An 18612-nucleotide genomic window follows, 5' to 3' on the forward strand; every position below is an offset into this window, starting at 1 on the left:
TCTTGGTATTAAGCCATCTGCGGCGTTTGATGTGAAGGAAGACCTTATGGCCCCGAATTGGAAAATCCTGAACAGTAATCATCGGAAAGAACCCTTTGGAGAGCAAATTCTTCCTCTCCGGGTCATTCTCATCCGCATTCTTCTCATCTATATGCACGTGAAATACTCCATCCTGACGGTCGATGGATGTCAATTCAAAATTTTCAAGGATAAACTCTGGTAATAGAAACTGGATAATAGGCAAGAAACTCTCCAAAACGAACTAGGTTGATTAAAAACACAAACCTAGAAAATCCTATGCGCTCCACAAGTTTTTGATTTGATCCAACATTTGATGGTATCCCGAAGCGCAGCGGGTGGTTCAAATTCCTGGTGCATGCTGCAAGATAATGCAGGTGAGAGGGGAGTGCAATAAAAAAGGAGCTGCGATTGCTCGTAACTCCTTGGAAATTTGGTACCGGGGACGGGAATCGAACCCGTACGGGCGTTTCGGCCCACAGGATTTTAAGTCCTGCGTGTCTACCAGTTCCACCACCCCGGCAAAGCCAGGTACCGGTACCAGTGAAGAGAAAAAAAGCACCGTCTCCGGTGCTTTGCTCTCTCTGAGCGAAAGACGGGGTTCGAACCCGCGACCTCGACCTTGGCAAGGTCGCGCTCTACCAGCTGAGCTACTTTCGCGTATTTTTCATAACCGTTTCCGATTATTGTGGTGCAAATGTAGGGACGTCTGGTATTTGACGCAAGCTTTTGAGGAAAATATTTGACAAAAAAATTTCAGGAAAACATTAACAAATTGTAAATCAATCGGTCATCTCTGAAAATTTTTTTGGCCGAAAACCATCACAGGATGTGATCTGGGCCATTTTGCCTTTTAAATGTGTTTATCCTTCCGAAATACGTGCAGCGTAGGCCCCATTTGCCGCCCGTCAGTTTTCGCCTATCCGCTTCATATTTTGCTTACCTTTGCCTCCTTTAACCCCGTACGGGTCGGAACTTGCCGGTATGGCCCGGTTTTAGTAAGCGTCAGGCCCGTTCATTCAAAACTAAATTTGCTTGTTCATGTTTTCCAACGAAGTGCTGTTTTTTGGAGGTTTTATCCTGGTAATCAGTGTAATGCTGCTTTTAGATCTGGGCGTTTTCAACAAAAAAGACCATGTGGTCAAGTTTGGTGAAGCGGCCGCCTGGACTGTTGCCTGGATAGCGCTTGCATTGGCATTCTACCTGGTGATCAATACGCATGGCGACCTCGTGCATGGCATGGACAACTACGGGGAACTGGAAACGATCAAAAACAAGTACGCGCCACATCTGAAACTCATACCGGGCGACTTTGAGGAAAGCGTCGAACTCTACCGGAAAAACATGTCGTTGGAATTCATTACCGGCTACCTGCTGGAATATGCGCTCTCGGTCGACAATATTTTCGTGATTATCCTGATCTTCTCATCGTTTGGTGTAAGGCCCAAATACTTCAAGAAAGTGCTTTTCTGGGGCGTTTTGGGCGCAATTATCATGCGCTTCGTATTCATTTTCGTAGGATCGGCGCTGATGCAGCGTTTTGAATGGATCATCTACATTTTCGGTCTGCTGCTAGTTTACCAGGGCGGCAAGATATTCTTCGAAGGAGGAGAAGAGGAGAAAATCGATCCCGCGAAGCACCCGGTTGTGAAATTTGCTTCCAAATACCTGCCCGTGTTTCCGCGTTACGTGCATGAGCATTTCTTTGTGCTGAAAAAAGGGAAATGGCTTGTTACACCACTTTTTGTAGTAGTGCTAATCGTCGAATTTACCGATCTCATCTTCGCTGTCGACTCGGTACCGGCGGTGTTCTCGGTTACCAAAGACCCTTACGTGGTATTCTTCTCGAATATCTTTGCGATTATGGGGTTGCGTTCGATGTTCTTCTTCCTGAGTAACATTATGGGGCTTTTCCGCTTCCTTAAATACGGTTTGGGCGTTCTGCTGGTCTTTATCGGCGGCAAAATGCTCGCACACCACTACCTCGAATCCATCGGCTTTAAAACGGTGTATTCGCTGTACGTGATCATCGGTATTCTGGCGGTGAGTATCCTGGCTTCGGTCATTCTCCCCGAAAAAAAGGAGGTAGAGGACGAGGTCTTATCCAATAGTTAGGCATCGGGCAGCGTTTTGAGTACCTATGAGCCGGATTCTTAAAGCCTATCTAAAACGACTTACCAATCTTAGTACCCGCAACAAGTCGCTGTTACTCACAAACTTGTCTGCCGAGCAGTTCCTGGATTTCCATGATGCGGATTTCCTGCTGTCGAAAGCGTCCGTCGATGTGCTGAAACAGGTGATCCAGGGAAACAACCGGGTCGCATTGTGCGACGTGGCGGACCCGCGCTTTGAGAAGGTTAACGAGGTTAGCAAACGGCTGCGCAAAATAGCCCGTACCGAGCGCTTTATCGAAGAAGAGAGAGGTTCGCGTGACCTGTATGTGGGCTATCCGTTCGTGAAAGGAAAACTTTCCGATGGCACGCCTATCCATGCCCCGCTGCTGTTTTTCCCGGTGACGTTGCGTATGGACCGTGAACAATGGTGCCTTTTCGAGCGCGATGATAGCAATGTGGCCTTGAATCAGAGTTTCGCATTAGCTTACGGGCATTTCAATGAGGCTAAAATCCCTGATGAAGTACTTGAAAAGTCATTTGAGGATTTCCCAAACGACTTTCTCGAATTCAGGACACAACTATATGAATGGCTGAAATCGACGCCGTTTAAAATCAATTTCAATCAACAGCTTTTTGAAGATAAACTCGTCGCGTTCAGCGGGGAAAAGAGCTCGGATCTCGTAGCAAACGAGCGCAATGGGGAGTTGAAACTGTATCCTGAGGCCGTATTGGGCATTTTTCCACAGGCAGGTTCCTATCTCGTCCCGGATTACAACAAACTGCTGGATTTGGAAGAAGAGGGCAGTTTCAAAATACCACTAATCGCGTTAGACGATGAGGCCAGCGGAGAGACTGGCGATTTTGAATCCGAACAGCCGCTGCGTGAAAGCCGTCAGGCGAGGGAGGAGGATGTGCTGACACCGTTTCCTGTTGATGAATCGCAGGAGGAGATTATTCTGGCAGTGAAATCAGGCCGCTCGGTGGTGGTGCAGGGCCCGCCGGGAAGTGGAAAATCGCAACTTATCTGTAATCTGATCGCGGATTTTACTTCGAAAGGGAAGCGGGTATTATTGGTATGCCAGAAACGGGCGGCGCTCGATGTGGTTTACCAACGTCTGGCCACGACCGGTATGAAGGATTTTACCGGCCTTATCCATGATTTCAAGAACGACCGGTCGGCATTATACAGCCAGCTCGCGTCTCAAATAGAGAAAGTAGAGGGGTACCGTCAGCAGAATTACAGCCTCGATTCGGTATTTCTTGAACGACAATTTACCCAGGAAAGCCGGGCGATTGATAAGACCGTCGAAGAGTTGAATGGGTTTCGTTCCGCATTGTTCGACGAAACCGAATGCGGCGTCAGCATCAAAGAACTTTACCTTACCAGTGATCCACAGGCGCCGCACGCCGACATGCGGACCTACTGCCGGCAGTTCAGGATCGATACCTGGGACGGTTTCAAGAGGCATTTGAAAACCTACTCGGACTATGCATTTCTCATTCATCCAGCCCATCCCTGGCGTAACCGGCGGAGTTTTGCGGCATTTGGTATGGCGGAGCTGCGAACGATGGAGAATATGCTCTCGGAATGGCCGGCTGCATTTGAAAAGCAAACTCTCGGTTTTGAGCAAATAACAGGCGTTCCGTTTGATAATGCGTTTATCCGCAACCGTAAAGAAATCACAGAGCGGCTGACGGATATTACCGAACTGATTTCGGACGAAGCGTCCTGGAAACTGGTGAAAAAATATACGAGCGCGCCCGCAAATGCGCATGAACGGCTCGCATTTGTGCGTCAGGCTGTTGATGTATTGGAAGGTTTTATTGCCGAAGGCGGTATTGAAATGTCATTGCCGGCGTCGCAGCTGAATGCATTTGAAGCAATGCTCAAAAAGTCGCTTGAAACGAAGCAATCGGCTGTTTCCGGCTTTTTTTGGGATGTTTTTAGTAAAGAAAAGAAAGAAATCGAGCGGGTAGCGACGGCTAATGGCCTCACGGCTTCGCTCGAACACATGATGCGGCTGGAAGAGCGTCTCCGGAACCGCAGGCAATTGGAATCTTGGCTACAAAATGCAAGTTTGGGTTTTGAACCGGCATTCATCGATGATTTTTCGGCGGACCGCGCGGGTGAATATTTGTCATTCTTTAAATCTGCCGAGCGCGCTGCGGATGCGGTAGCGCGTATGGACGCAGGCGCGTGGAGGAATGTGTTTCAGGAAATTATCGGCTCAAATAGCCAACTCGAACGGTTTTCGGAAGCCATTCAAAATCTTAAACAGTGGCTGCAAGTTTGGGACCGCATGGAAAAAGCAATGCTGCCCTATTTGTTGCCGGAGCAGATTACCGCGCTGATCGACGATCCCGCCGGTTACAGCGGTAATCTACTGGACGCATTGCGCAACGATTTCGATTCGCTGGCCGACATGGACCGTTTGTGGGAGGAAATGACTGAATCGCAGCGGGGCACTACCCGGGCCACATTAGTGAAGGCAGCAGAGCTCGGTTTTACCCATGCACAGGAAGTGCTCAGCCTTTTTGAAAATAGCATTAAACTGGCCTGGATTGAGCATATCGAGAGCAAGTACCCGGCGTTGCGATCGGTGACTTCGCTTAAAATGAAGCAATGGGAGGATCAGATACAGGGCAGCATTGCGTTGAAACAAAAGCTAAGCTCGGATATTACGAACATCAAGTTGCGGGAAGCCACTTACGAGGATGTTGAAAAGAACCGGTTGGGGAATCGTGTGACGTACCGTGAACTCGGGCATCAGGTGACGAAAAAACGCAAGATCTGGCCGATCCGGAAGCTAATGGAAAACTACGCGGATGAAGTGTTTGCCCTTATACCTTGCTGGATGGCTTCACCGGAGGCAGTTTCGGCCATATTTCCGATGGAAAGCGGGCTGTTCGACCTGGTAATCTTCGATGAAGCGTCGCAATGCTATGCCGAGTATAGTTTGCCGGCAGCGTTCAGAGGGAAGCAATGGGTGGTTACAGGAGATAGCAAGCAGCTTTCGCCGAGCGATCTTTACCGGGTACGGTTCGAGGACAGGACCGAGGAAGAAGAATATTCAGCGGCCATTGAAATCGAATCATTGCTGGACCTTGCCGGACAGTCGCTGGATCATTACCAGCTGACAGGCCATTACAGGAGCCTTTCATTGGATCTTATTGATTTTTCAAACAGGAGTTTTTACAAAAAGAGCCTCAAACTTTTACCCGATTTCCATAAAATCAACGACCGGGAGCCGGGCATTCAATACATTAAAACCGAGGGCGTTTGGAAGAACAATACCAATGCAGTGGAAGTGGAGGAGGTGTTGCGGCTTATCCGCGAGCTTGCAGATAGCGGCAAGAGTATTGGTGTGGTAACCTTCAATTTCTACCAGCAGGCGGCCATTCAGGACGCATTGGAGCGGGAAATCGCATTGCCGAAGGACCTTTTTGTGAAGAATATCGAAAATGTGCAGGGCGATGAGCGTGACATTATCATCTTCTCCATGGGCTATGCACCGGACGAGAAGGGGCGCATTTCCATGCAGTTCGGTACATTGAATATGCAGGGCGGAGAGAATCGCCTGAATGTGGCCGTCACGCGTGCGCGGGAGAAGATTTACTTCGTTACCAGCCTCTGGCCTTCTCAATTACAAACTGAAAATACGGCGAACGAAGGTCCGAAACTGCTCCGGGCTTATATGGATTATGCATTGCAGGTTTCCGAAGGCAGGTTCGAGCCGGCGCCGCTGGCTACCGGGCAATTCCGTTCCGACTGGCTGCTGAAAGAGCGGTTGGTGCGGCAGAACCCTGCATTTGAGAAAGAACTTCCTTTTGGCGACATTACCGTAAAAGAAGAAGGGGCCTACAAGGGCTTGGTACTTACGGACGACGATCTTTACCATTACAGCAAGTCATCCAAAGAGCCTCACGCTTATCTGCCCCTTCTTTTGCGATTGAAAAACTGGCCGTTCAGGCGCGTTTACAGCCGCGAATATTGGTCGGGAAACCTTAAAAACGGCCTATTATAGTTCCTTGATGCGGATGTTGCGGTAAGAAACTTTGTTGCCGTGGTCTTGCAATGCGATCTTTCCTTTGGAAGACGCACCGAAGCCCTGCCAGGTTTTGAACTTGCTGTTGGCAACGAGTTTGTCCCATTCAGCACCCTGAGTCGGGAATTCAACTAATTTTTTGCCGTTCAGCCAGCTTTCGCCTTTGCCGCCCTTGATCACGATTTTTGCCTTGTTCCATTCGCCGGCAGGTTTTACCGCTGAGAAGTCGGAAGGAGGAAGCATATCGTACAATGATCCTGACTTGTGGTTACCGTCTTTACCAGCTTTCGCATCGGGGTGTTTCACGTCGTCGAGCACCTGGATTTCCGGGCCGGTAGAGTAGGGGCAGCAATATTTTTTGTCTTCGATCACGTGGTAAATGATCCCGCTGTTACCGCCCTCGGAGATTTTCCATTCCAATTCGAGTTCGAAATCACCGTATTCTTTGTCGGTAACGAGGTCTTTTCCACCTTTTTCGGCCAGTACCACCGCGCCATCCTCAATTTTCCATTGTGGCAGCACTTTGTCCTGTTGCCAGCTGTGCCAGCCGTTCAGGCTTTTGCCGTCGAAAAGAGAAACCCATTTGCCTTTTTGCGCTTCTGCATCATTTGAAAAGGCCAGGGCAGCCAGGGCGAGAACGGATGCTTTTCCGAAAGCCTTCCATTTTGTGAAATTCATGTTTCGCTTGTTAAAGTTTTAGGCCACAATATTAAGTACTTTTTGAGTTTTCAAAGGCATATTTGGATCGAAAGTTGGTGGCTCCTATTTTTGGGAGTAGCTCAAATAAATCTGACAACCTATCCACATGGCTTCTATATTTTCAAGAATCGTAGCAGGGGAGATACCCGCTCATAAAATTGCCGAAACGGAGGATTTTCTCGCGTTTCTCGATGCATTTCCCATCGCGCAAGGTCATATGCTGGTCATTCCGAAGAAGGAAGTCGATTATCTTTTCGACCTGGATGATGATCTGTACACTCGTTTGTTTCAGTTTGCCAAAAGCATTGTCCCTGCATTGGAAAAGACGGTTCCCTGCCTGCGTATCGGTGTAAGTGTGATCGGCCTGGAAGTGCCTCATGCGCACGTACATCTGCTCCCGCTGAATAGTATGGCCGACGCCGATTTCAGTAAGAAAATAAAAACGTCGCAAGAAGAACTCGCGACGCTGGCTGAAAAAATCAGAAGTAATTTATAAGGCTCAGTAAAACGAAAAGTCTTTTCGCACACCCAGCATGAATCCGTAAGTTTTGCGGTACAAATCTCCGATATCCGCTGCGTAGGCGCCTTTCACGGTCAGCCCGCCGAGGATATCGAGTTTGGATTGCATCATGAGCATTCCGGAGAATTGTCTGGGTGAGCCGATGAATGGTTCGAGGTATGATCCGCTATTCTCGGAGACAGAAAACTTACCCTGCCATTCGATTTTCCGAAATAATGTGCCTTGCAAACCGAGATGGAGCATCATCACCCGGTTGTTACTGGTGAAGTTGTCGGCGTAGTTGGGCCATTTCCATCGGGTTTGAGAAGTAGGGGGAATGAAAGGGGTACCTATTGTCCGATTATAGTATCCCCAGCCGTCGCGTACTTGCTGGTTGTTGAAGTAATTGTCGTGTCCTCGTTTCTTTCCGTCGCCCAGTACAAAAATATCACCTCCCTGATCTTTGGTGTATAAAAACTCCAAAACAGCTGCATTGATCTCAAAATTGGATCCATAGGAGTTTTTGCGCTTGACGCGAATCCCTGTCAGACCATCTTTAAGCCCGGTCAGATAAAAGAGCGAGCCGTCTTCATAAATGAACTGCCGGTAAAGGAAAATACTGGTTTCGTAGGTTTCGATCTCCATCGCAACATCGATCGAGCCCAGGTGGTTGCCTATCCGGCTGGTGCTGTCGAAAAAAGTAATGTCGTCGCCACTGCCGCCAATGGCCCCTATTACAGCATTGACATAATTTTTAAACCCGGAAGGCATATTCAATGACTCGTCATTGGTAACGCCCAGATTCTTTTTCAACCTACCTCCCCATTGTACCTGGTGGTTAAATCCTCCATAGAGTTTTAGAAGTGAATGCGGCTTGCCGATCCGGAGGTAGAAAGCCTTTTGATGGAATTTCAAATTTTCGGTGATCGGCCTGCTGTTCTCGAAAAGCCCGTCCGAATAAAATGCGTTGAAAGAAAGCCAGCCTTTAGTAAACGGCACCGGCACAAAACGCGTGGTACCCAGGTAAATTTTGGGGATCGGCAATGCGTTACCCGACCAGGCGTAGGAACCAGAACCTATTGTGGAATCCGCCAAGCCAAGCGCCTGTTTTTTACGGCCTACGTAAAGTTCCCAGTTTTTATAACGGATCGTCGCATGCGCCTGCGGGAGCAGGAACTGATTTTTTTGTACAAAATTACCAACCGCTTCCGCGCCAACACCCACACGCCATTCATTACGCGTTTTGTTCTTCGATATGGTCCAGTAATGTTCGAGCCCGGCACGTGCGCTGAGGTTGGGTCCGGTAACCGGCACGATGCCATATTGGTTGGATTGGATCCAGAATGGTGTATAACCATTGGTACTTCCCATTCCCACGAATTCCACATAGTTGGTGGTAGAGTCGGTGTAGATAACGGGCTCCTTGGTCTCAGATTGGGAAAAGCCAAGGAAGGGCACCATTGATAGTATGAATAGAAAAAATCTCATAGGTGTGCCCTCACGCTTTGTCCATAATGTGTATAATAGCCAACAAAAATAAGTATAACTTTTCTATTATCATATTGAACATATACGTCTCTTGCTTGCGAAACGATTAATCCAGGAACCCGCTTTTGCGCAGGCCTATCGCTAATCCGTAGGTATTTGGATACAGCTTGCCAATATCCGACGATAATGCGGAATAAACACTGCATCCTTTCAAGATATTTAAGTTTTTTTCTACACCCAGCCACAATGATACCTGCTGCTTCGCATCGTCGAACGGAGTAAGTAACGAGCCGGAATTCCGCGTGTATGTGCCGCGGAACGACAATTTCAGATGCAGCCAGGTGGCGGTTACACCAGTATGAAACGCCCAGAAACGATTATTATTGGTGAATTCGGAGTTATTGCGGGGTAAATCGCCATCGGTTGTGGCCGAGGCAGGCGCCAATGGGGTACCTATTCCCGATCCATAATACGACCAACCCCTTTGATAGACGTAGCTATTGAAATAGTTGGCCTTTTCGAATAATGCAAGTTCGGATATAGGGTAGCGATTCACCTGATTGCGCGTTCCGACCACTTCCAGGAGAAATGAATGGAATGCCAGATAGGAAGAACCTTTCGGCAGCGGTTTCGTGCGCCGGAGGCTTATCCCGTTGAGACCATCCTCAAAATTCGTAACCTTGAAAAGCGAGCCCGTTTCGTAAATATTCTGGCGGTAGAGGAAGAAATTCCAGTCTCTGCCATGCCATTCGCCGCCGATGTCGAATGTCCCGAAATGATTTCCCACCTTTCGGTAATCCAGTGTTTTGCCGGAAATGGTGTACCAATACGCTTTGAGCATATCGAGCTTGTAGAGCGGCATGATTTCCTTTTCGCCGCCCCAAATGGCCTGGTGGTTAGCGCCGAGGTAAATGCGGTAACGATGCGATTTGTTGCCGAGACGGAAATAGAGTTGTTTCTGATGCAAATAGGTGTCCGAAATGCGTGGAACACTACCGTAATTGATCCCGCTCGCGCCGAGGTAGCCGTCCGAATACGTAAATTTCAGTGCTACGAAGTTGTTGGTGAAATAAAGCGGCAGGTACTCGGGCATGGAAATCTGGACCCGCGGATAGGGCCTTGCATTACCTGCCATAGCGAGGGAGCCCGACGAAAGCGTCGTGTCTACCAGGCCGGCAGTCATTCTTTTTTGTCCGGCGAGGATTTCAATCTTGCCGATTTTCACGGCGGCGTACAAATCGGAGAGAAAAACATTCTCGGATTTGCCGTAACTGGCGATTCCCTGGATGCCCGCACTCCATTGAATAAACCTGGGATTATGAGGATTGTATACTTTGTATATCCCTGCATCGACGATTCCGAAGTTGCCGTTCAGGGGAATGCTGCCATATTGGTTGGCGTGTTGCCAAAACGGGGTTTGGGCCGTAGCTCCGGCCGCCGTCACCGACGCTTTATAGTATACCGTAGAGTCCTGGGCTTGTAATTCGGAGACGATGAGTAATAGATAAAGGGTCAGGTAAGCTCTTATGAGGGAAAATAGGAACGACATTTAGTAAATTAGGGAAATAAGTCACTCGTGTATGTAAAAGTTTTAAAGTTACCAGATAAAGCCGGATTTCCGCCAACTGACCATTACTGCCATATTTTGTGTATACAGCTGGCCGAAATCGGAAGCCAGGCTTAGCCCGAAAACGTCATTTTTCTTACTTAAAAGTGGTGCTTCAATTCTCAACAATAGGGATGTCTGATTAGCAACCGGCTCGATCGGGTTATCGAAAGTACCCGAATTCTGGGAAAAACTTCCTTTTAGCAGGAAATTTACCTTTTTCCAGGACGCTTCGGCACCAAGATGGTAGGCGACGATCCGGTTGTTTGCCGTAAAAGCGCTCTTTGATATGAACAGCTCTTCACGTGTGGTGGCCTGGGGAGCGATCATCGGAGTACCAAGACTGTTTCCACGGTACGACCACCCCTGATTGTAAACGTAGTGGTTGAAGTAGTTGTCTTTTCCGAAAATGCCGTTCAGGTAATCGAATATGGCTCCGCCCTGGTTTTTGGTGTAAAGAAATTCAAAGAGCAAGGTGTTGAATCTGAATGCAGGTACGTTTTCGCCTTTCTGCCTTCTTTTGAACCGCAACCCGCTCAAACCGTCCGAGACTGTGGACAAGTTTTTCAGCGAGCCGTCTTCATAGATCGTCTGGCGGTACAGGAAAATATCCCACTTTTTTCCTTTCCATTCCGCGGCAACATCAATTGTCCCGAAGTGGTTGCCTACGCGGCTGTGGGCCCAGGGCTTTCCGAAGACGACATATTCATAGGCTTTGCCCCTTTTAAGACCACCAGTGTAAATCTTGTTCTCACCACCCCACATTGCCTGGTGATTGAAACCTCCGAATACATTGAGGCGATGGGAACGCTTGCCCAGTTTCAGGTAGAGGGATTTTTGGTGAAGGTATACGTCGGGTACACTCCTTACGTTGCCGTAATGCACGGCCGCCGAGCCGAGGAGTCCGTCTCCATAAGAAAATTTGAAAGAAACGATATCGTTGCCTGGAATGAGGCTTACAAAATTGGGCGTTGAAATCTGGATCTTCGGATAGGGACGGTAGTTAGGCGACATGGCAATGGGACCCATCGTAAGCAGGCTGTCGCCCAGGCCCATAAATTCTCTTCTTTGGCCAATGCTCAGTTCCACCGGACCTGCTTTTCCCGCAATGAAGAGATCGGTAAAGAATGCGTCGTTTTTTTTGCCTGCGTAGCCAATCAACTCCGCGCCTCCCGACCATTGGAAGAAGCGAGGGTTGTTTTTGTTGTATAGCCGGTGAAAACTGGCCGCTCCCTGAACGAAAGAGCCCTTTTCTGGCATAGTCGCATTCCGATTGGCGTAGAGCCAGAATGGAACACCAGCCGTCGAGCCGACGGCATTTATTCCCGCGGAATAAAAAAAAGTAGAATCCTGTGAGTGACTTTCAGCGCAAAGTGCTGCCGATAACAGCAGCACATAAAGGATTTTCCTCATTCCAGGACTATTAAGAATTAGGTGTCAGAGGGATTACCTGCCTTTTTTGCCGAAAATAACTACGGCTGTCAGGAGTATGATTTTCAGTTCGAGTAGCAGGTTCCAGTTTTTGATATAATAAAGATCGTACATCAGCTTGTGGCGTGCGTCGTACACACCTGCTCCGTACGAGTACATAACCTGCGCGTAGCCTGTGATGCCGGGCTTGATGTTGTGGCGAAGGTTGTAGTAAGGAATGATCTCGTCGAATGTTTCGGTAAAAACGGGACGTTCCGGGCGCGGGCCGATCAGCGATAGGTCGCGTCTGAAAATATTGATGATCTGAGGCAGCTCATCGATACGCGTAAGGCGCATAAAAGAACCGTATGAGAATATCCGCGAATCGTTCTTCTTCGAAAATGACGCTCCGTTTTGCTCGGCATCCAGGCGCATTGACCGGAATTTGATACAGTTGAACGGTTTATTGTTCATTCCGACACGTTCCTGGAAGTAGAATACCGGTCCCGGCGATTCCAGCTTGATCCGGAAATAGCTGAGGATCCAGAGCGGGAACGTAAGCAGGAAGAGAATGATTGAAATCGTGATGTCGATGATTTTTTTCGGATAACGAACCCTTCTGCCGAATGTGGGGACTGACAGAAGATTGGGATTGATTTCGGTAACGTCGTCCGGGATATATACTTTTTTGAGGTCTCTCTCGCAGAAATCGTAAACGGTGGTGATCCGTATCGACTTGTTTTTCCTTACTACCAGTTCGTAGATAACCCGGTTACGACGGTCGTACTGGGGATTGGTAACCAGGTGTATTTTTTCAAATCTGTCGAGTAATGGCCTTACTGTGTGGTTTAGCAGATAATCGTCATTGTCTGAATGCGGGATCAGTATAATCTCCCTGTATCGTCTAAGGAGTGTCGCCAGATCGTGCTTTTGAAGAAAATAGTCGTAGCTGGTTACAATCAGGACTTCTTCTGAGACGGCATTTTTGCTTAGAAGCCGGTGAATGTACTTGCGGTCAGATACGTAAGTGTTGCCCATATGTGTGTATTTTATGAACTGAAATAGTGTGATTGTAGAATATACGTGTGTTAAAGCTACAAGTTTAGGAATAAACTTCCGAAATACGAAATTATAAACACGGTCGAATCAAATATAATTTTTGGCAGAGAAGGGCCTTAATGCAAAAAATTTATATTTGGTGGAGAAGGGGTGAAACTACATCAGCAAATATAGGGAAGGATTTGGCACAAAATATTATTTTACTGTAAAGATTTTTGCCATTTTTTTTACGGCTTACGGGGCTTCGGGAGATATTATTGATTTATCACATTTCCTATAATGATTAGCGTCGCATATGTGACCGCACGGTGAAGTTCAGGCCATCGACTTGTAGAGGGATAGGTACATCCGGTACATCGCGTCCACCGTAAAATATTTTTCATACGACTTCCTGGCTTCGGATTTTGCTTTCACCAGGTCGGCCGGATGGTTCGCATAATGCAATATCTGGTTCGCGAATTCATTTGGTGTGTTGGCTAATGCCCTTCCATTCAGTCCATTAAGTACTTCTCCAATGCCGCCTACATCGGACGCGATCACCGGAACAGAGTAGCACAATGCTTCCAGAATGGACATCGGCATTCCCTCGTAATTGGAAGGAAGCATGAACAAGTCGGCGTGCTGCAAAAGCCGGTGTGCATCCTCCGTTTCGCCGAGGCAATACGCATTTGCCGGAAGATCCGCCATTTCATCCTTGTTGCCGATCCAGAAAAAGTGAACATTATGGCCGGCCAGCAATTCCGCCACTTCACAAAAAAGCTCAAATTTTTTCTGCGGCGAGATCCGTGCGATGCACATGACCTTGAAGCCATCTTTCGATTGGATCAGTTCAGTTAGCCGCTGGTAACTTTCGCTCTGGTTTTCGGAGGCATTCGTCGAGTAGTCGGTAATGCCATTATAAATGTAGGATACGTTTTTTTTGATCCCCTCGTTCAGCAGGTTTTCATAGTCGTATTTACTTACACCCACAATGTGTTTCGCCCTGATCTGGAGCAGGCGTTCCAGGTGGAGGAACTTCCTGAATGCGATGCGGATGGAGTCGAAGCCATGGACAGTGTAAACGATTTTTTTCTTAGGAAACGCGAGGCGGCCGAGTATCCCGATTTTGGACGAATGCAGGTGGACCACATCCGGCTTGAAAATCTGGTACAGACGGCGCAATTCATTCACGACCTTATGCTCTTTGGAAAGACTGATCGACCGCTGCAACGGGTTGATCTTCCATTGAGCAACTTCCGATGGCAGCACTTTCCATAGTTCCCCATCCTCCGACGACGCCACCATTACCTCATGGCCATCGTTGACGGATTCCCGCGCGAGATTGATCACCACGGATTGAGCACCTCCGAGTTCAGCAAGCGTGATGACATGTAATATTTTCATAATCTCAATAACAACTCCAAAGGAACCGTTTCCCTGTTAAATTCAATATTAATGGCTGCCGGCAGCACCGGCCTTTCTCAGCATTCCCTGTATGCTGGCTACCAGGGATTCAGAATAGGTACCTACTGCTTTGAGACTTTCGTAACTATCCGACGAAATCTTTTGGTAAAGATTCGGATCTTCGATCGCCGATTCCAGTTTTTTCAAAGATTTGCCGAATGCTTCGGGTGTACTAATATCGGCAAAAATTGCCGTCTTCATGTCCGTTGCGTAGATCGGAATTTCGCCAACTGCCGTAACGAAGCATACCAGCCCGTTTTGCATCGCTTCTGCCACGCTCATAGCCATTCCTTCGTGGGTACTCAGCTGGATCAGAAAATGATAGTTCCTGAATAATTCCAGTTTTTGGCTCCCATTCACTTCGCCCTGAAACCGGACCCGGTTTTCGAGCTGGTTCGTACGAATGTATTCCATTACCGTTTCGAGCATACCATCATCCCTACCGTAAATATCGAGAGATACATTGTGCCCGCTGTCGGTCAGGTATCGGATCGTGTCGATGGCCAAAGGTAGGTTTTTTACGGTATTGATCCGCCCGAGAAACATGAAGCGTAGATCCTGTTTATCCAGGGGTGGAGCTGTTTTATAATCCGGTGAATGTGTAGTAAAAAACGAAATGACCTCGACGGCGGCCGACGGCTTGAAGTGCTGGGAAACAAATAGGGCAGTAGCCCGGGAATCGGTAAAGATCAGATCGGCATTACGGATGGCCGCCTGGCTGAATAGCTGGTCGAGACGGTGAAAAAATGCGGTGTTGTGTATAAAGGAGATGAACCGCAGCCGTGGCCGGAGCTTTTTGGCAATTACACCCAGCAGCGATGCCCGCCAAAGCGAACAGATCATCACATCGGGTGCAAAGTTCAATATGAACCGGATCATTTTGGGAATGACCAGCGGATACATGCTCAGCTTATAGTCGAACGGAACCAGACAGGCCTTCTCCTCGGGGGAAAGGTGGCTGGTTATATTGGCATCGACGCTTCCGAGTACCATCACTTTCAGGTCAAATTGCCTGTTCAGTTCGGGTAATGCCGATAACATCGCTACTTCGACGCCGCCGATCTGCACGTCGTGCAGGATGTAAAGTAGTTTTCGTTTGGCCAAGGTTAGTGTGTCGTTCAGTATGGTGTTATTTTGTGAATACCTGGCCCCATTGTTCCATAATGCCGCCTAATTCGAGCGAATGGAGCCTTTGCGACTTGTACGTTCTCATACGCCCGCGGAGATCGTCGTCCTGCATCAGGGCGGCCAGGGATTGCGATAATTTTTTCACATTTCCCGCTTCAACCAGGATACCATTCTTTCCGTCTTCGATCAGCTCTTCCGGTCCCGTATCGCAGTCGAATGCGACAATCGGCAAATGGAATGCCAATGCTTCCAGAAGTACCATCGGTAATCCTTCAAACCGCGAGCTCAGGCAGTATATTGATGCCTCCTGAAAGTAGGTGAACACAGCTTTCGTAGCGCCGACGAGTTCCACAGAATCTCCGATACCGTGCTCCGTTATCTTCCTTTCGAGATCAGGTCTGACTTCCCCATCGCCGATGATAAGCAACTTCCATTCTTTCCGAAGTTCTACCGGCAGTGCGCGCCAGGCATCTACCAATTGATCGAAGCCCTTCTGAAAAGTGAGCCGACCGACGGAAATGACCGTTTTGGAAGGATTATCATTCATTTGTTGCTCTTCCAGGAACATCGGGTTGGGAATGTGTACGAGTTGCGCATGCTGGTACCAGCTTCCTTGCTTCCAGAACTGGATATCGCGGGTCGTTAGCGTAATGATCCTGTCGGCGAAGCAAAGTGCAAGCTGCCGGGCAAACGACCGTGCCGGTATACCCAGATTTACTTTAAAATTGAAATGCTCCCAAACGATATGCCGGATACCGGTAAAAGCCAGAGCCGGTACCGAATACGTAGCCATGATCGATTCTACCGTAACAAATGAGTCGATGTGGTTGCTGTTAACGAACTGCCTTATCTTATGGTGTGAATAAAGGATTTTCCGGATTCCTTTCATCGTATCTATATGCAGGCTGGTTACTTTCACATTTGGTTCGAAAGGAAAGAAAACCTTTGCGGGATCGCCATAAAGGCCCAGGACATGAATATTATAATTTCTTTTGGCAAGCTCATTGATAATGACCGAAGCTACGCGTTCTGTCCCACCAACCGCCGAGATATTATAAATAAAAAAGACAATATTAGGCATACGATTTTTGTCTGGTGACCACTTGGAGCACCAGGTGTAGGATTTTAGCTACCACATAAGATACTGTCAAGAAAAAGAGGGCCCAGAAACTTGTATTGCCGAACAGCAAGAGATCATCGATAAGGCGCGTGGAGCAACTGATCAGCACGACAATGAACAGGAACGAAAAATAGTTCATATTCAGCGGGTTCAGGTTTTTAAATGTGTTACGCAGGTATCCTACCAGCAAGCCGATGATCAATGCATAAATAATACCTCCCCAAAGCCCGAAGAAATGATAGGCCAGGTAATTGTATCTCGCATTTGCACCTGAGGTCCTGCGGCCGGTATAATAGGCAAACACATCCACCCCCACCGGTTCCGGCGGCGTAATCGCGAAACCGAGATTTTTCAGTATCGTACCCCAGCCTGGGTAGAAAGCATATTTAAAAAAGGAAGATGCCTGGATGCTATCCATTACCTCGTCGTAATACCCCAGAAGAAAAATGTCACCACTCGACATAAGCCGCAGGCCTACCTGCTGAATGGCCGAGTTGATGTTGGCGCCTGCGGAGACGATCACAATGGCAACGGGGAAGCTAGCTAACAGTGCCATCATCGGCAGCGAAAGCTTGATCGTTTTCATCCTTCCCTGTACTACCATCGGGTAGGTAATCAGGAAATAAAGGATGAAGAAAATCAAAATGGATGACTTTGACCCGCTGGTAGCGATGTCGATCAACAGTACGAAACAGATGACCATCTCGAACAGGCTGAACCGCTTTTTGAGGTAAATGAGTTTGTAGTAAAGTGTGATGATAACCAGTGTCCGGTACGATATCAGGAATGCACGGATAATCCCGTGGCCGGCATAAGCCGAAACGTGGTTTTCTTCTTCGTTAAGCAGTACGATACCAACCGTTTTCAGATTGACGGCTACCACCAGTACATATGCGACGCAAACCACGAAAAGGAACAAATCGAACTCGCCTATGCCGCGGGTTGGTGTTTCAACTTTATGCGTATCACCCCCCAGCTTTATAACAGGAATGTATGCGGCGATCGAAAGACCGAGGAACAGCGCGATTTCAGTTCCTAAAAATGACCAGCCATATACAGGTTTCAATTGCTGGTCGGAATAGAGGAAGTACACGCAGAACGCCCCTCCGGTGAGGTTAACTACTGTGAGCAACAGCGGGTCGAGGAGACCCCAGTAAATCTTTCGGTACATGAAAAGGTAAAAGCATAGAAATCCCGCATAAATAGCTCCGTAGAAGAGCCAGTTATCTATGATCGACTGTATGAAAAACTCATTTCCCACCTTTCAGGCTGTTTTTAAAATTCGAAAGCTTCACACGGAACCAGTAGTAAGAGCCGACAGCACTGCCAAGGTTATTGAACACAATTCCGACAATGTCTTTTTTATGCCGCTGGTCTACATTCAATGAGCTCATACCTAGGTCGTTGTACAGTGAAATGAGTTTGGGCATATAAACGAAATGCTCGCGAAGTCGGCCATATAATTCCACGTTGTAGACATGGTCGGCTGCTAACTTATAGTCTAAGTTATACTTCTTTTGTTTATAAACGGACCTCGGGTAGAAAATGGCCTGGTGCGAAATGTTACGCAGCGGGATGTTCCATTTACTGGCTTTACCGGTATAAATTCGGTTACTCTTTTTGAGATAAGTATTCCCGTAGTAGATGCTGTCGGCCAAGGTAAATTCGGCGGCCACCTCTTCAATGATCGTGGGCGAGGCCAGTACGTCATCACATCCCAGGAAATAAGCCCAATCTCCTGTCGCGAGATCGAGCCCCTTGTTCATAGCGTCGTAGATCCCGCGGTCGGCTTCGCTTTTCCAGAGTGCGATCTGACCCTCATATTTTCGGATGATATCCAGTGTCCCGTCGGTCGAAAGCCCATCCAGAATGATGTACTCAATATTGTCGTAACTCTGGTTGACGACACTTTTGATAGCATTTTCCAGGTCTTTCTCGCCGTTCCTTACAACTGTGATGATCGAAATTTTAGGATACTGCAT

14 protein-coding genes and 2 tRNA genes are annotated in these 18612 nt (G+C 48.0%); 3 read left to right on the forward strand and 13 right to left on the reverse strand.

Annotated features, from left to right (window positions below; all coding sequences use genetic code 11):
• The 3 genes from BLQ88_RS37685 to BLQ88_RS23745 form a co-directional block, all read right to left on the reverse strand.
• Window positions 1-256: ISAon1 family transposase N-terminal region protein (locus BLQ88_RS37685; protein WP_090148994.1), on the reverse strand; the 256-nt coding region annotated here is incomplete at its 3' end.
• Between the two features lie 196 nt (window positions 257-452).
• Window positions 453-541, reverse strand: a tRNA-Leu gene (locus BLQ88_RS23740).
• Between the two features lie 64 nt (window positions 542-605).
• Window positions 606-678, reverse strand: a tRNA-Gly gene (locus BLQ88_RS23745).
• Window positions 679-1059: 381 nt separating this feature from the next.
• Between BLQ88_RS23745 and BLQ88_RS23750 the strand changes: the two genes are divergently transcribed.
• A complete protein-coding gene (locus BLQ88_RS23750; RefSeq protein WP_090155144.1) occupies window positions 1060-2133 on the forward strand; it encodes a TerC/Alx family metal homeostasis membrane protein in 1074 nt (357 codons plus the stop codon).
• Between the two features lie 25 nt (window positions 2134-2158).
• Window positions 2159-6157, forward strand: coding sequence for an AAA domain-containing protein (locus BLQ88_RS23755; protein ID WP_090155146.1), 3999 nt, complete (start codon window positions 2159-2161; stop codon window positions 6155-6157).
• Here the strand turns inward: BLQ88_RS23755 and BLQ88_RS23760 are convergent.
• Complete coding sequence (locus BLQ88_RS23760) at window positions 6152-6856, reverse strand: 3-keto-disaccharide hydrolase (protein ID WP_090155148.1); 705 nt, start codon at window positions 6854-6856, stop codon at window positions 6152-6154. The two genes, BLQ88_RS23755 and BLQ88_RS23760, sit on opposite strands and share 6 nt — an antisense overlap.
• A 127-nt stretch (window positions 6857-6983) precedes the next feature.
• Between BLQ88_RS23760 and BLQ88_RS23765 the strand changes: the two genes are divergently transcribed.
• Window positions 6984-7373, forward strand: coding sequence for an HIT family protein (locus BLQ88_RS23765; RefSeq protein ID WP_090155150.1), 390 nt, complete (start codon window positions 6984-6986; stop codon window positions 7371-7373).
• Window positions 7374-7376: 3 nt separating this feature from the next.
• Here the strand turns inward: BLQ88_RS23765 and BLQ88_RS23770 are convergent, their stop codons facing one another.
• The 9 genes from BLQ88_RS23770 to BLQ88_RS23810 form a co-directional block, all read right to left on the reverse strand.
• Window positions 7377-8864, reverse strand: coding sequence for a capsule assembly Wzi family protein (locus tag BLQ88_RS23770; RefSeq protein WP_229212828.1), 1488 nt, complete (start codon window positions 8862-8864; stop codon window positions 7377-7379).
• A gap of 106 nt (window positions 8865-8970) precedes the next feature.
• The gene (locus BLQ88_RS23775) at window positions 8971-10413 is read right to left on the reverse strand and encodes a capsule assembly Wzi family protein (RefSeq protein ID WP_090155152.1); all 1443 of its coding nucleotides are present in this window, start codon (window positions 10411-10413) and stop codon (window positions 8971-8973) included.
• Window positions 10414-10461: 48 nt separating this feature from the next.
• Window positions 10462-11883, reverse strand: a complete 1422-nt coding sequence (locus BLQ88_RS23780) for a capsule assembly Wzi family protein (RefSeq protein WP_090155154.1) — start codon at window positions 11881-11883, stop codon at window positions 10462-10464.
• Between the two features lie 33 nt (window positions 11884-11916).
• Complete coding sequence (locus tag BLQ88_RS23785; protein ID WP_090155156.1) at window positions 11917-12918, reverse strand: sugar transferase; 1002 nt, start codon at window positions 12916-12918, stop codon at window positions 11917-11919.
• 336 nt (window positions 12919-13254) lie between these two features.
• The gene (locus BLQ88_RS23790; protein WP_090155158.1) at window positions 13255-14322 is read right to left on the reverse strand and encodes a glycosyltransferase; all 1068 of its coding nucleotides are present in this window, start codon (window positions 14320-14322) and stop codon (window positions 13255-13257) included.
• Between the two features lie 48 nt (window positions 14323-14370).
• Complete coding sequence (locus BLQ88_RS23795) at window positions 14371-15486, reverse strand: glycosyltransferase family 4 protein (protein ID WP_090155160.1); 1116 nt, start codon at window positions 15484-15486, stop codon at window positions 14371-14373.
• Window positions 15487-15511: 25 nt separating this feature from the next.
• A complete protein-coding gene (locus tag BLQ88_RS23800) occupies window positions 15512-16591 on the reverse strand; it encodes a glycosyltransferase family 4 protein (RefSeq protein ID WP_090155162.1) in 1080 nt (359 codons plus the stop codon).
• The gene (locus tag BLQ88_RS23805; protein WP_090155164.1) at window positions 16584-17891 is read right to left on the reverse strand and encodes a hypothetical protein; all 1308 of its coding nucleotides are present in this window, start codon (window positions 17889-17891) and stop codon (window positions 16584-16586) included. Before BLQ88_RS23805 ends, BLQ88_RS23800 begins: the two co-directional genes overlap by 8 nt.
• The gene (locus BLQ88_RS23810; protein ID WP_090155166.1) at window positions 17881-18612 is read right to left on the reverse strand and encodes a glycosyltransferase family 2 protein; all 732 of its coding nucleotides are present in this window, start codon (window positions 18610-18612) and stop codon (window positions 17881-17883) included. Before BLQ88_RS23810 ends, BLQ88_RS23805 begins: the two co-directional genes overlap by 11 nt.

The organism is Dyadobacter soli, assembly GCF_900101885.1.
Lineage (GTDB): Bacteria > Bacteroidota > Bacteroidia > Cytophagales > Spirosomataceae > Dyadobacter > Dyadobacter soli.